This window comes from Candidatus Pelagibacter communis, from assembly GCF_001180025.1.
Classification (GTDB): domain Bacteria; phylum Pseudomonadota; class Alphaproteobacteria; order Pelagibacterales; family Pelagibacteraceae; genus Pelagibacter; species Pelagibacter ubique_A.
Genome location: NZ_CVSK01000030.1, coordinates 181,015 through 195,050 on the forward strand (window position 1 = coordinate 181,015; position 14,036 = coordinate 195,050).

The following is a 14,036-nucleotide window of genomic DNA, read 5'->3' on the forward strand; positions in this document are numbered from 1 at the left end:
CAAATAATCCTAAGGATTATATTACTCCTAATTTTTTCATAAGAGCTGTCATTTCTTGAGTTTGTTTTTCTAAGAAAGAAACAAACTTGCCTTCTGGATTATAAATATTAACCCAAGCATTTCTTGCTCTGACAGTTTCCCATTCAGGAGTTTTTTGTACATCGCCAAGCATTTTTGCAATAGCTGATCTATCAGCATTGCTCATGCCTGGAGGGCCAAAGAAACCTCTCCAGTTAACGAATTGTACATCATATCCTTGTTCTTTAAGAGTTGGTGCATCTGGTGCATCAGAAACTCTTGAAGGAGCAGTAATACCAATAATTCTCACTTGGTCTCTTGCACCCATCAATTCACCTAGACCAGTTGAAATGATTTGAGTTTCTCCAGATAAAAGTCCAGCTAAAGCTTTTCCACCAGCATCATAAGGAATGTATTGAACAGCATTCGGATCTGCACCTGCAGCTTGGAAAGCTAAAGCACCAATTAAATGGTCCATACTTCCTCTCACTGATCCACCAGCCATTTTAACTGAATTTGGATCTTTTTTATATGCATCAACTACATCTTTAAAATTTTTAAAAGATGAACTTTTTGCAACTGCGATAGCACCGTAGTCACCAATTACACCAGCGATTGGCACAACATCTTTATAAGATAAAGTTCCACTTCCTTTTACATAACCTTTGTGTCTAGTAATTGATCTTAATACTAATGGTGTTGATTGAACTAAAACTGTGTTAGCAGGTTTAGTGTTAATCATATAAGCAAGTGCTTTACCACCACCACCACCTGACATATTTTCAAATGATGCGCTATTTAACATTCCAGCTTTTGTTAAAGCTTCTCCAGTACCTCTAGCAGTTCCATCCCAACCACCTCCAGCACCACCACCAATTACAAAGTGCAATTTATCAATTGCTAATGAACTAGTAGTTGTCGCTGAGAATAATAGGATTGCTGAGAATAGTACTGAAAATAATTTTTTAATATTACTCATAATACCTCTCTTATTGTTTATTATTTTATTTGTATTAAATAGTTAATATAAACTAGAGTCAATCAGATAGATAAATGAAAATGAATTTATTAATCAAAAATTTTAAAGAAAATTTATCTCAGATATTAACAATTAAATTTATTTCTGTCTTAATAATTTCTTTTCCTAGCGCAATTATTGCTGAATATTTTAATATCCCTCTGGCTTGGTTTTTGGGACCTATGATTATCACCTCAATTGCTGCTTTATCAGGTCTAAAAATCATTATGCCTAAAATTGTATTAAGTTTTATCTTGATAATTTTAGGTTTACATATTGGAAATTACATAGACCAAAATCTATTTAATCAAATGTTTGATTGGATTTGGACTTCGTTAATTATGTTCATCTACATAATAATTTGTATTTTAATTGTCGCTAAATACCTTCAAAAATTTGCAAGTTATAGTGAAAAAGCCTCAATTTTTTCAGCAGCTCCTGGTGCGTTAGGCCCTTTAATGATTTTAGCTGAAAATGAAAAAACAGATTTATCTCAAGTAGCAACCTCTCACTTAATCAGATTAATCATCATAATAACTGTAATTCCATTTATTATAGTAAATAATACTAGTAACGATGTTTTATTAAATGACAATTTTAATTATTTAACTCAAAATCATTTAAATCTAATTTTACTTATTGTTGCATCATTATTTTTTATTTTTGTTTTTGATAAAATTAGAATTCCTGCAGCTTTATTATCTGGAACATTATTTGCCAGTGGTTTGTTGCAAATTACAGATATAGCCTCATATAAATTACCAGATGAAACAGTAAATTTTTGTCTGCTAATTCTTGGTTCTTCAGTTGGTTGTAGGTTTGCTGAAAAAACAGTTAAAGAGATAGCCAATAATTCTCTTCATAGTATTGTAGCTACTACTATTTTAGTAGTATTAGGTTTAGGTGCAGCCTATGTTGCAACATTTTTTGTTGAGACAAATATTTTAACTCTAATTTTATCTTTTAGCCCTGGTGGAATTTATGAAGTTGCGGTTATAGCAATTGCTTTTGATTTAGACCCAGATTTTGTTGCTTTTCACCATATAATAAGATTACTTTTCATACTTTTCACAGTTCCTATATTTTTAAGAGTAATTGAAAAAATTAAGAAATAATTTCAGAAAGTCTTTCAAAAACTTTTTCTACTGAAAGTTTAGACAATTCAGGGGCTTGGATTGCTTTAAAATTTTCCCTTTCGATACTTACTTTAAAAGGAGTTGTATGAGATCCAAATAAAGCGATTCCTTTTGAACCTAAATGTGCTGTCATATGTGCTGGTCCAGTATCATTTGCAATAACAAATGAACTATCTTTAATTAATGTTGCTAACTGAGAAATATCTAAAGCTTTACCATTATCTAAAACACAGAGTGCATTAATATTTGATGCTTCTTTAATTTCACTCGGTCCAGGTGCAATTACTACTTTAAATTTATTATCTGACTTTTCGTTAATCATAGCAATTAAGTCATTATAATAAGGCCATTTCTTTGAAGTTAAATGAGGAGAACAAAAAGGAAAAAGGAGAATATATTTATCTAATTGATGGTAATTTTTTATTTGAGATATGTCTGTTGTGCTCCAAGAAAAATCAGGATTCAAAGTATGGTTTGTATTTATGCCTGAACTTTTTAATTGATAATCAAATCTAGATAGAACAGAGTCTTTATCAAAATCTTCTTTTGTAGTTCCTTCAGGTAAAGTAGTTTCTGTAGAAGACCAAGTATCTTTTGTTGCTTTTGGAAATAAAATTTTTTTATAAAAAGCTGTTCTACTTGAGTTTTGAAGATCGTAAACTTTAGAGAAACTATATTTTTTTATGTTTTTCATTAAGGAATATAAATAAATCAGGTTTAGTCTTGATAATCGCTTATCTAAAATAACATCAGAAATATGTGGATTTTTTTTAAATAAATCAAAATATGGTTTAGTTGTTAGCAAATAAATTTCATCTCCTTTATGATTCTCAGAAATATCTTGAATTGCGCCACAAGCTTGAGCTATATCACCCAAAGATCCGTGTTTAATGATTAAAATATTAGACATATTTTTAACAATTTAACATAGTATAAAATTTAATGAATAAAATTATAGTAGAAGTATCAGTTGGTGAACTTTTAGACAAAATTTCAATCTTAGAAATTAAAAAAGAAAAAATAAAAGATCCTGAAAAACTAAAATTTATATCAAATGAACATTCGATTCTTAAAGATCAGTTAGAAAAAAATGTTAAATCTGATGATAAACTAAATAAATTATTCCAAGATTTAAAGGAAATTAATGCTAAACTTTGGGTTATTGAGGATGACAAAAGAGATTGTGAAAAAAATAAGGACTTTGGTGATAAATTTATAAAATTATCTAGAGATGTTCATTTCTTAAATGATGATCGAGCAAAAATTAAATTGGAAATGAATAATCACACTGGATCAAGTATTAAAGAAATTAAAGAATATACTAGCTACTAAAAACTATAGGAAACCAATCATCTCTCATCAAATCTCCAGTTTTTAAATTAATTCCATCAAATGGAGGTGAAGTTGGTCCTCCTCTATCAATATATTTTACATCATCTCCTATAAATCGCATCGAAAATGCTCTACGTGATTTAGAAGAATTGTTTCCTGTTGAACCATGTACAGTTTTAAAATTAAATAAAACAGCATCCCCTAAACTTAGTTCTGGAATTAAAATATTTTTTTCAAATTCTTTTGATGGTGGTAAATCCATAAAAGCATTATCATCATCATACCAAGATTGGTTATTGGACCATTTTGTGGGTCTAATTAACTTCGACCATTTGTGAGAACCTAAAATTAATTTAAGATTATTTTTATGATCAACTTCATCTAATGGTATCCAAAAACTTCCAGTATCATTTCCATCAACACAGTAATACGGCATATCTTGATGCCATGGTGTTTCCTTATCAGTGCCTGGATCCTTTATAAAAATATGTTCATGAAAAATTTGAGTAGATTTAGAATTGGTTGCTTCTGCAACTATTTGAGCTCCAGTTGAATTATATAAACAATCCTTAAATTCTTCTATCCTCTCCCAGTTACAATAATCCTCAAAAAATCTTCCATTATTATCAGTTACATTTTCTCTTCCGTGCTTACTTGGACTATCTAAAACTTTTTGAAATCCTTTTCTAAGTGGCTCAATCCAATCTTTAAATACATCCTTAATTATTATTACACCATCACTTTGATAATCATTAATTTGTTTCTCTGATAAAAACATTTTATTGTTGAAAGCTGTACTTTTTCTCTAAATATTTAATCACATTATGGATGATAAAAGTCATGAACAAATAAATTCCACCAGCAACAATAAATACTTCGATTGGTTTAAAAGTTGTTGAAATTATATATTTAGCAACACCAGTTAAATCCATCAAAGTTACTGTACTTGCTAAAGAAGTCCCTTTCATCATTAGTATTATTTCATTTCCATATGCTGGGAGTGATTGTCGAATAGCAATTGGAATTTGAATTTTGTAAAAAATTATTTTGTTTGATATTCCTAAACTTTTTCCAGCTTCAATAATACCTGGTTTTATTGTTTGAAAAGCTGATCTTAAAATTTCGGAAGTATATGCTCCAGTATTTAAAGTAAATGCTATAATTGCACACCAATAAGGTTCTTTTAAAATTACCCATAGAAAAGTTGTTCTTAAATATTCGATTTGTCCTAATCCAAAATAAATTATGAAAATCTGAACCAATAATGGTGTTCCTCTAAATATATATGAATAACCATAAGCAAATTTATTCATAAATATATTTTTATTTAATCTTAAAATTGCAAAGAAAAGACCTAGGAATAATCCAAAAAATAATGATGCAGATAATAATTTTAAGGTGACTACTGTTGCTACTAAAAGTTTGGGGAAACTAGTGATCATTAAATCTAAATCCATTAATACCCCCTGCTATACTTAACTTCTAGTTTGTTAATTAATTTCATACTCACGTAAGTAAGCAGCAGATATAAAACTGCTGCAAAAGAATAAAAGAACAGTGGATCTCGTGTTGAGCCAGCTGCAATATAAGATTGCCTCATTATTTCAACTAATCCTGTTACTGAAATAAGAGAAGTATCTTTCAAAGTTATTTGCCAAACATTGCTTAAATTTGGAATTGCTAGTCTTAACATCTGAGGAAGTATTATTTTATAAAATTGCCCAAACCTATTTATTCCAAGAACTTTTGCTGCTTCAAACTGCCCTTTGTCTATTGATTGAATTGCTCCCCGAAATACTTCAGTAGAATAAGCTCCAGAAATAATACCAATAGCCATTGAACCAGTTATAAAAGCGTTAATTTCTATGTATTCATAATAACCAAAAATAGAAGCTACATACATGATAGCTCCACTACCACCAAAAAAGAAAAGGTATATTACTAGTAGTTCAGGAACTCCACGAATAACTGTAGTGTAAAAATTACCAACTAAATTTAAAGTTTTATATTTTGAAAGCTTTAAAGGAGTGAAAATTAATGCAAAAAAGAAACCAACTAACATTGCTGTAATCGATACAGCAATTGTCATCAGGGTTGCGTAAAATAACTCATCCCCCCAACCTGTTTTACCAAATGCGAGAAGTTCCATATAGATTGGCGACTATATATTATAGTCGCCAGATCTGAAATGAATTACATAGAAGCGTCGAAACCAAAGTGCTTAATAGCAAGTTTACTAATAATTCCTTGTTTTCTAGCTTTATTAATTGCTTTGTTGAAGTCTTTTAAGATTTTGGCATCTCTTTTTCCAATAGCACTATCACTAGCTTGTCTAATACCAACACCTACACCATTACCAAATGCACCACCAGAAAAGGTTGGTCCAACTAATACAACTGGTTTACCTGATTTGTCTGCATAATCTGTAAATGCTACTGCTGCAGCTAAAGCAACATCACATCTTCCAGATGTTAAATCTAGGTTAACCTCATCTTGAGTTTTATAAGTTCTAACATTTACACTTCCAACATCACCAGACTCTAAAAAATTTTGGTGAATTGTACCTGTTTGAGTACAAACAGTTTTACCAGCAAGTGCTCCGGTTAAAGTTTTAAGAGCTTTCTTAACATCAGATCCACCTAATGATAAATTAATTCCTTCTGGTGTATCCATACCTTCTAAACTTGAACCTTTCATTACTGCAAGAGAGGCTACTTCATCAGCATAACCTTGTGAAAATGTAATTGTTTTTTGTCTTTCAGCAGTAATTGACATTCCTGCCATTATTGCATCAAACTTTCTCATTACTAGAGCTGGAATCATACCGTCCCAATCTTGTTCAACAATTGTACACTCATATTTCATGATTGTGCAAAGTTCTTTAGCAAGCTCGACCTCAAAACCAATAAGATTACCTGATGCATCTTTTGAATTCCATGGAGGGTAAGCGCCTTCAGTTCCAATTTTTATTTTTTCAGCAGAAACATTTCCTATGATAAATAAAGAAGCAAGAACTGTTAAAATAGTTTTTTTGAATATATTCATTATTTTCTCCTTTAATTAAGAAGAATTATTTCACAAATTTAAATAAGAAAAAAGAAAAATTAGTGGTTAATTGATGAAGAAAAATTCCAAGAACAATCAAAACTAGGTATGTAAACTCTTGATAATTTTGCATTCCCAAAATTTTGATTAAAAACATTTAACCAATTTTCAACCTGCTGTGGTTTTTTATCCTGACTACCTACTTGAGTAGTGATCACACCTTTTGGTTTTAATATTCTAACTAGTGAATCCATGTTTTTTGCAGCTAAGTCTATACAAAATTGATCATCATTAAGATCTACAAATATGTGGTCATAAGTATCATCACTTACTGATTTAATACTTTCGAAAGCATCACCCCAAACACATTTTACAGAATTTTTTTCAGTTGCTTTTTTTCCAATATCTCCAAGATGTTTGTTGCAAACATCGACTACTTCAGGATCTAGTTCGTACCAATCGATAAAGTTAAAATTTTTTGAAACACATTCTCTTGCAACTCCTCCATCTCCTCCACCAATAATTGCTGCTCTTTCATTGTCTTTATTTAAATCTAAACCAGAACCTACAAAGGTTGAGCTATATAAATGCTCATCAGTTGACGCGACTTGTATTTCACCATCAATAAATAAAGATTTACCAAATTGTTCCAAGTCTAAAATTTCTATATGTTGACCAACTTTTGATTTAAAATCTTCTAAAACATCGTTCACTACATATGATTTTTGTAAGCCTGGTGAACTATAGATGTCATGATAAAGAGATTTGGTGTCTCTATTAAATTCTTTTTTTACTATTCTTTTGTGTTCAAATTCTTTTTTTATTATATCAATTGCAACTGATGGACTTACTTTGCCACAAGTAAAGAAATCAAAACTTATAATTCCTTTTTCAGGAAATGTATGAAAACTTATGTGACTTTCAGCCAATAATGCTAAAATTGTAAATCCTTGTGGTTCAAACTTATATTTAGAAATATTTAAAATTGAAACTTTTGCAGCTTTTGCAATTTCGTTAATTACTTTTTCAAAAACAGATGGATCATACTCTTTAGTGGTTCCAATGATATCTAGAGTTATATGTTCTCCAACTTTAGTCAATTTATTATCCTTTTTTATAACCCTTAACTTTTTCTAATATTTTTTGCATTTCTGCAAAAGATAGATTCTTTGGTTGTCCAAGTTTTAGTGCAAGAAAGTATTGATGGCAAATATTTTCTACTTCTTGTGCAAGTTCAAATGCTTTGTTTAAAGAATCTCCAAATGCAATCTGGCCGTGATTTGCCATTAAACACGCCTTCCTATTTTTTAGAGCTTTAATAATATTGTGAGATAATTCTTTTGTACCAAAGGTTGCATATTCTGCACACTTGATATCATCACCACCAATTAACGCTATCATGTAATGAAAAGGTGGTATTGATTTTCTATGGGTAGAAATAGCTGTAGCATGGGTTGAATGGGAGTGAACTATGGCCTTTGCCTCTCTTTTGTTTTTATAAATGTCTTGATGAAACCTCCACTCAGAAGATGGGTTTAGTCCAGAATTAAAAATTTTAAGAAAATCATATTCTTTTTCATTTGATAAAAAAACTATGTCTTCTTCTTTTAAGTTTTCATATTTAATTCCCGATGGAGTAATGTAAAATCCATCTTCACCATCAATTTGGGTTCTAACAGAAATGTTGCCCGATCTTAGAGGGGATAAATTGGTACTATTTAGCCTTTTTGAAAACTCAATAACCTCTTGCTTTTTGTTATTCATATAAAAAATACTTGATTTTAGAGATGATAAATAACAAACTATATAAAAAATAAAACATGTCGGATACAATTAAATACTTTTTAGAAGAAAGCAAAATGCCAAAAACTTGGTACAATATTGCTGCAGATCTTCCAAAACCTCTAGATCCAGTTTTACATCCAGGAACTCTTAAACCTATAGGTCCAGACGATTTAGCTCCATTATTTCCAATGGCACTAATTGGACAAGAAGTTTCTCAAGATAGAGAAATAGAAATACCTGAACCGGTAAGAGAGATTTATAAACAATGGAGACCTTCTCCACTTTATAGAGCAAGAAAATTAGAAAAATTTTTAGATACACCTGCAAAAATTTATTACAAATACGAGGGAGTAAGTCCTTCAGGTAGTCACAAGCCTAATACAGCAGTTGCACAAGCATTTTATAATAAAGAAGAAGGGACTAAAAAAATAACTACTGAAACTGGCGCTGGTCAATGGGGAACATCGCTTGCTTTTGCATGTAAATTATTTGGAATAGAATTAGATGTTTATATGGTTAAAGTTAGTTTTGAGCAAAAGCCATATAGAAAGCTGGTAATGCAGACCTATGGAGCAAGATGTGTTGCAAGTCCATCAGATGAAACAGATAGTGGAAAAGCTATATTAGCTAAAGATCCAAACAATACAGGTAGCTTAGGTATAGCTATTTCTGAAGCTGTTGAGATGGCAGCAAAAAACCCTGACACAAAATATGCACTTGGTAGTGTGTTAAACCATGTGCTTATGCATCAAACTATTGTTGGTAATGAGGCTTTGCTTCAAATGGAGATGGCTGATGATTATCCAGATATTTTGGTTGGTTGTACTGGTGGTGGAAGCAACTTTTCAGGATTAGTTTTTCCATTTATAGGTAAAAATTTTAGAGAAGGAAAAAATACTAGAGTAATAGCTTGTGAGCCAAAATCTTGTCCTTCACTAACAAAAGGTAAATTTGTTTATGATTTCGGTGATACAGGAAGATTAACGCCATTAATGAAAACACATACTTTAGGCTCTCAATTTATTCCACCAGCAACACACTCAGGTGGATTGAGATATCATGCTATGGCTCCAATGGTTAGTCATCTAAAGGAGATTGGTGCAATAGAAGCAAAAGCTTATGGTCAAAAAGAATGTTTTGAGGCAGGAGTAAGTTTTGCAAGAACCGAAGGTATAGTTCCTGCTCCTGAGGCAACTCATGCTGTAAAAGGTGCTATTGATGCTGCTTTAGAATGTAAAAAGAACAGTGAGTCTAAATCAATTCTATTTAATCTTTGTGGTCATGGTCACTTTGATATGAAAGCTTATGGTGATTTCTTTGAAGGAAATTTAGCTGAAGATAAATTTGATCAAGCAAGTGTTGATAAAGCTTTAGAAGAATTACCAAAAATTGCTTAATTTAAAAATTGAGTTTGATAAAACCATTTTGCGGAACAAGACCTAAAAAAAAGTTTGCAAAACAAGTCACTTCTCCAAATGTTAGTTATATTGATAATTACAAACCAAATAAAAAATTAAATTTTCTTAATTTATTAAATACTTCCAAAATTAATAAATCAAAAAAAATACTTAAAAGACTTAAAGACAAAGGTGTTCTTCAAGAGGATAAATCTAATCATTTTTATTTATATAGAATTACTCACAACAATAAAAAATTACTCGGTTTAGTTGGAAAAATAAATTTAGATAACTATGATGATAAAAAAATATTAGGTCATGAAGAAACTTTCAAAGAAAGGATTAAAAAAAGAAAAGAACAATTATTAAAATTTAATAGTCAAATAAGCCCAATTTATACTACATATAAAAGCACGCCAAAATCTTTAAAAAAATTAAAGAGTTTTTTTAAATTTAAGCCAGACTATAATTTTAAATCTACTGACAAGTGTAGGCATGAACTTTGGGTTGTTAAAGAAACAAATACTGAAAAACTATTAAAAAAATATCTAACAAATATTAGAAAAATATATATCTGTGATGGACATCATAGAATTCAGGCTATGCTAAAAAGTAAAAAAAAAATTGCTCCTATGATAATTGCTTTTCCTAACAACCAGGTAAATATACTAGATTATAATAGAGTTATAAAAACGAGCTTTAAATTTGATAAAATTAAGAAAATAATTTCAAAAAACTTCAATTTAAGTATTTCTAAAAATAATAAGAAACTCAAACAAAACCAAATTGAAATGTACGCAAACAAAAAGTGGTATACAATTAAACTTTTTAAAAAATCAAAAGAATTAGACGTTACAATCCTTAGAAAATTAATATTAAATAAAATTCTCACAAATAAAAAAAATATTAAATTCGTATCGGGTTTTAAAGGTAAAAAAACTTTGGAAAATTTTGTAAATTCTAAGGAGTATAATTTAGCATTTAGATTATATCCCACAAATATTTCACAAGTTTTAACTTTTGCAGAAAAGAAAAAATATATGCCTCAAAAATCTACATGGTTTCACCCTAAACCACTCGATGGATTAATATCCTCTAAAATTATTTCTTAAATAATTGTTTTAAACCATTAGATGAGGCTTCAGAAATTCCTCTTTCTGTAATCAAACCTGTTACATATTTTGCAGGTGTTACATCAAAAGCTAAATTCATAGCTTTACTTTTAGTTGGGTATATCAAAACTTTCTTAATTTCATTATTCTCATCTATACCCTCAACATGAGATAATTCCTCTGAATTTCTTTCTTCAATGGGAATATCTTTTGCATCTTTGATGTCCCAATCAATTGTTGAGCTTGGAAGAGCCACATAAAAAGGAACGTTATTATCATAAGCAGCTAATGCTTTAAGATAAGTTCCAATTTTATTACAAACATCTCCATTAGATAAAGTCCTGTCAGTACCTACAATACACATATCAACTTCACCCCTCTGCATTAAAATACCCCCTGTATTATCAGCAATAATTGTGTTTGGAATTTCCTCTTCGTTTAATTCGTATGATGTTAAGTTTGCACCTTGATTTCTTGGTCTTGTTTCATCTACCCATACATGAACTGGTATTCCTTTTTTATGAGCATGGTAAATTGGCGATGTTGCTGTGCCCCAATTAATAGTTGCTAACCAACCTGCATTACAATGTGTTAGTATGTTTACTGTGTCTTTCTTTTTATTATAAATTTCTTCAATTACTTTTAATCCATTAACACCAATATTTTCACAAAACTTTTCATCTTCATCACATATTTCTTTTGCTTCATTTAAAGCAACATTTAATAGTTGATTACTATTAATACCTGTTAATTTTTTTATCATTCGGTCTACAGCCCACTTTAAATTAATAGCAGTAGGTCTTGATTGAATTAATTCTTTTGCACTTTTTTTTATAAATTCTGAATCATTATTTTCTTGAACTGCCAAAGCTAGACCATAAGCAGCTGTTCCACCAATTAGAGGTGCACCTCTTACCTCCATTACTTTAATTGCATTAATTGCATCTTTAACTGTCTTTAATTCTTTGATTACAAATTGGTGAGGAAGTTTTGTTTGATCAATAATCTTAACAACATTATTTTCAAACCAAATAGTTCGATACTCTTTTCCCTCTATTCTCATTTATTTAAAACTCTGCCTGCTACAGTTTTTAATTTATCTATAGTCTTTTTTGTTCTTTTTTCTGGAGCAGTAATAATTGCTACATCTAAACAATTGTTTGTTGGGTCATTTGGGTCAATATTATCTTCAAAATTATCAATTAAATTTTTGATCATAACTTTTGCTTTTTCAGCGTTACCTAGTAAAACTTTAATTACTTGTTTAACATCAACATTTTCATGATCTGGATGCCAGCAATCAAAATCAGTGACCATAGAAACAGATGCATATCTAATTTCAGCTTCTCTTGCTAATTTTGCTTCAGGCATATTGGTCATACCAATCACATCTGCATTCCATGATCTATATAAATTAGATTCTGCTAATGTAGAAAATTGTGGTCCTTCCATAACAACATATATTCCATTTCTTTGATATTCTATATTTGATTTTTTAATTGATTCTTCACATGCATTCATTAATCCATTAGAGGTTGGATGAGCCATTGATACATGTGCAACAATTTCATCATCAAAAAAAGTTTTATTTCTTGCAAAAGTTCTATCAATAAATTGATCAATGATTACAAATTTTCCAGGGGGTAAATTTTCTTTAAGAGAACCTACAGCTGATACTGAAACAATATCTGTAACACCTAATTGCTTAAGTGCATCTATATTTGCTCTAAAATTTATTTTTGAAGGAGAAACAAAGTGTCCTCTACCGTGTCTAGGTAAAAAATAAACTTCCTTACTATTATATTTGGTTTTTAAAATCTGATCAGAAGGTTTCCCCCAGGGTGTTTGTAAATCAAGTAATTCTCTATCTTTGAATTCCTCAACATCATAAAGACCGCTACCACCAATTATTGCTAATTTATTTGTTGTCATAATTAAAAATATATTTATTTATACTTTTATATTTAACTATTATGAATTTGAAAGATTATATTAGATCTATTCCTGATTATCCGAAAAAAGGTATTTTATTTAGAGATATAACAACACTAATTAAAGATGAAAATGCATTTGAGGAAACGATAAATCAAATCATTGATAGGTCCAAAAAATATAATTTTACAAAAATAGCTGCTATTGAGTCTAGAGGTTTTGTTTTTGCTTCTGCCGTATCCTATATTCTTAAAAAACCTTTTATAATGTTAAGAAAAAAAAATAAGCTACCAGCAGATGTTCATTCTGTAGATTTTGAACTTGAGTATGGAACAGCAACAATCGAAGTACATAAAGACTCTATCAGTGAAAAAGATGAAGTCTTAATAATAGATGATCTTGTTGCAACAGGAGGAACTGCTGAAGCAGCTGCAAAATTGGTTGAGATTTCGAAAGGTAAAGTTTCAGCATTTGTATTTGTAATTAACCTATTTGATCTAGGTGGATCAGATAATTTGGTTAAAAATAATTATAAAGTTGAGAATTTAATTGAATTTCCAGGGCATTAGAAAAACAAAAAACTTATCCACAGGCTATATAATGTTTGAAATAAATTATTATGATTATAACTTAATAATCAATGAGAATTGAAGAAGAGCTTAAGTTAGATTATTCAGATGTGCTTTTTAGGCCTAAAAGAAGTACCTTAAAAAGTCGTAAAGATGTAAATCTTCTAAGAACATACAGATTCAAATACAGCAAAAATGAATGGTCAGGTATTCCCATAATGGCAGCAAATATGGATGGTGTTGGAGAGCTAAGTGTTGCTGAAAAATTAAATGAATATGGAATGATCACATCATTAACCAAACAACACGACGTTAAAAAAATTAAACTAAATAAAAATATAAAAAAAATATATCCTAATATTGCACTAAGTGTTGGTATTAAAAAAGAAGATTTTCAAAATTTAGACAAGGTATTAAAAGAATTTAATTTTTTTAAATTTATTTGCATTGATGTTGCGAATGGATACACAGAACATTTCACCAATTTTATTAAATCAGTAAGAGACAAATACCCAACTAAAACAATAATTGCTGGTAATGTAGTAACAGCAGATATGACTCAAGAATTAGTTCTAAGTGGAGCAGACATTGTTAAAGTTGGAATTGGACCTGGAAGTGTTTGTACTACAAGAATCCAAACTGGAGTTGGTTACCCTCAATTAAGTGCAGTAATCGAATGTGCTGATGCAGCT

Annotated in this window: 16 protein-coding genes; 6 read left to right on the forward strand and 10 right to left on the reverse strand. The window is 29.9% G+C overall.

Features of this window, described 5'->3' with window-relative positions:
• Window positions 1–16 precede the first annotated feature (16 nt).
• Window positions 17–997, reverse strand: coding sequence for a tripartite tricarboxylate transporter substrate binding protein (locus AMN83_RS01510; protein WP_075503794.1), 981 nt, complete (start codon window positions 995–997; stop codon window positions 17–19).
• A 74-nt stretch (window positions 998–1,071) separates the two neighbouring features.
• On the opposite strand from AMN83_RS01510, the gene AMN83_RS01515 reads away from it, so the two are divergent.
• Window positions 1,072–2,151, forward strand: coding sequence for an AbrB family transcriptional regulator (locus AMN83_RS01515; protein WP_075503796.1), 1,080 nt, complete (start codon window positions 1,072–1,074; stop codon window positions 2,149–2,151).
• Here AMN83_RS01515 and AMN83_RS01520 read toward each other — a convergent pair.
• Complete coding sequence (locus AMN83_RS01520) at window positions 2,141–3,082, reverse strand: glycosyltransferase family 9 protein (protein ID WP_075503798.1); 942 nt, start codon at window positions 3,080–3,082, stop codon at window positions 2,141–2,143. The genes AMN83_RS01515 and AMN83_RS01520 overlap by 11 nt on opposite strands.
• A gap of 32 nt (window positions 3,083–3,114) precedes the next feature.
• Between AMN83_RS01520 and AMN83_RS01525 the strand changes: the two genes are divergently transcribed.
• Window positions 3,115–3,504: a DUF6165 family protein gene (locus AMN83_RS01525; protein ID WP_023855079.1), complete on the forward strand. Its 390-nt coding sequence runs from the start codon at window positions 3,115–3,117 to the stop codon at window positions 3,502–3,504.
• Here the strand turns inward: AMN83_RS01525 and AMN83_RS01530 are convergent.
• Genes AMN83_RS01530 through AMN83_RS01555 form a run of 6 tightly spaced genes read right to left on the reverse strand, consistent with a single transcriptional unit; the run spans window position 3,494 to window position 8,313 of the window.
• Window positions 3,494–4,282 (reverse strand): phytanoyl-CoA dioxygenase family protein, encoded by a 789-nt coding sequence (locus AMN83_RS01530; protein WP_075503800.1) that lies wholly within the window; start codon window positions 4,280–4,282, stop codon window positions 3,494–3,496. The genes AMN83_RS01525 and AMN83_RS01530 overlap by 11 nt on opposite strands.
• A gap of 1 nt (window position 4,283) precedes the next feature.
• Entirely contained in the window at window positions 4,284–4,961 is a 678-nt protein-coding gene (locus tag AMN83_RS01535) for an ABC transporter permease (RefSeq protein WP_075503802.1), read from the reverse strand.
• Window positions 4,961–5,653 (reverse strand): ABC transporter permease, encoded by a 693-nt coding sequence (locus AMN83_RS01540; protein WP_075503804.1) that lies wholly within the window; start codon window positions 5,651–5,653, stop codon window positions 4,961–4,963. The genes AMN83_RS01535 and AMN83_RS01540 overlap by 1 nt, the downstream gene beginning before the upstream one ends.
• Before the next feature lie 44 nt (window positions 5,654–5,697).
• Window positions 5,698–6,549 (reverse strand): transporter substrate-binding domain-containing protein, encoded by an 852-nt coding sequence (locus tag AMN83_RS01545; RefSeq protein WP_075503806.1) that lies wholly within the window; start codon window positions 6,547–6,549, stop codon window positions 5,698–5,700.
• Between the two features lie 59 nt (window positions 6,550–6,608).
• A complete protein-coding gene (gene speD / locus AMN83_RS01550) occupies window positions 6,609–7,649 on the reverse strand; it encodes an adenosylmethionine decarboxylase (RefSeq protein ID WP_075503809.1) in 1,041 nt (346 codons plus the stop codon).
• Window positions 7,650–7,653: 4 nt separating this feature from the next.
• Complete coding sequence (locus AMN83_RS01555) at window positions 7,654–8,313, reverse strand: class II aldolase/adducin family protein (protein ID WP_075503811.1); 660 nt, start codon at window positions 8,311–8,313, stop codon at window positions 7,654–7,656.
• 56 nt (window positions 8,314–8,369) lie between these two features.
• Between AMN83_RS01555 and AMN83_RS01560 the strand changes: the two genes are divergently transcribed.
• Together AMN83_RS01560 and AMN83_RS01565 are read left to right on the forward strand one after the other, a co-directional pair.
• Entirely contained in the window at window positions 8,370–9,731 is a 1,362-nt protein-coding gene (locus tag AMN83_RS01560) for a TrpB-like pyridoxal phosphate-dependent enzyme (protein WP_075503813.1), read from the forward strand.
• An 8-nt stretch (window positions 9,732–9,739) separates the two neighbouring features.
• Window positions 9,740–10,843 carry a DUF1015 family protein gene (locus tag AMN83_RS01565; RefSeq protein WP_082255099.1) on the forward strand — a complete coding sequence of 368 codons (1,104 nt, stop codon included), beginning with the start codon at window positions 9,740–9,742 and terminating at the stop codon, window positions 10,841–10,843.
• Here the strand turns inward: AMN83_RS01565 and mtnA are convergent.
• Together mtnA and AMN83_RS01575 are read right to left on the reverse strand one after the other, a co-directional pair.
• Window positions 10,833–11,906 (reverse strand): S-methyl-5-thioribose-1-phosphate isomerase, encoded by a 1,074-nt coding sequence (mtnA, locus tag AMN83_RS01570; RefSeq protein ID WP_075503817.1) that lies wholly within the window; start codon window positions 11,904–11,906, stop codon window positions 10,833–10,835. The two genes, AMN83_RS01565 and mtnA, sit on opposite strands and share 11 nt — an antisense overlap.
• Window positions 11,903–12,775 carry an S-methyl-5'-thioadenosine phosphorylase gene (locus AMN83_RS01575; RefSeq protein ID WP_075503819.1) on the reverse strand — a complete coding sequence of 291 codons (873 nt, stop codon included), beginning with the start codon at window positions 12,773–12,775 and terminating at the stop codon, window positions 11,903–11,905. Before AMN83_RS01575 ends, mtnA begins: the two co-directional genes overlap by 4 nt.
• 41 nt (window positions 12,776–12,816) lie before the next feature.
• Between AMN83_RS01575 and AMN83_RS01580 the strand changes: the two genes are divergently transcribed.
• A complete protein-coding gene (locus AMN83_RS01580) occupies window positions 12,817–13,344 on the forward strand; it encodes an adenine phosphoribosyltransferase (protein WP_075503821.1) in 528 nt (175 codons plus the stop codon).
• Between the two features lie 71 nt (window positions 13,345–13,415).
• The coding region (locus AMN83_RS01585; protein WP_179850399.1) for an IMP dehydrogenase at window positions 13,416–14,036 on the forward strand (621 nt) is incomplete at its 3' end.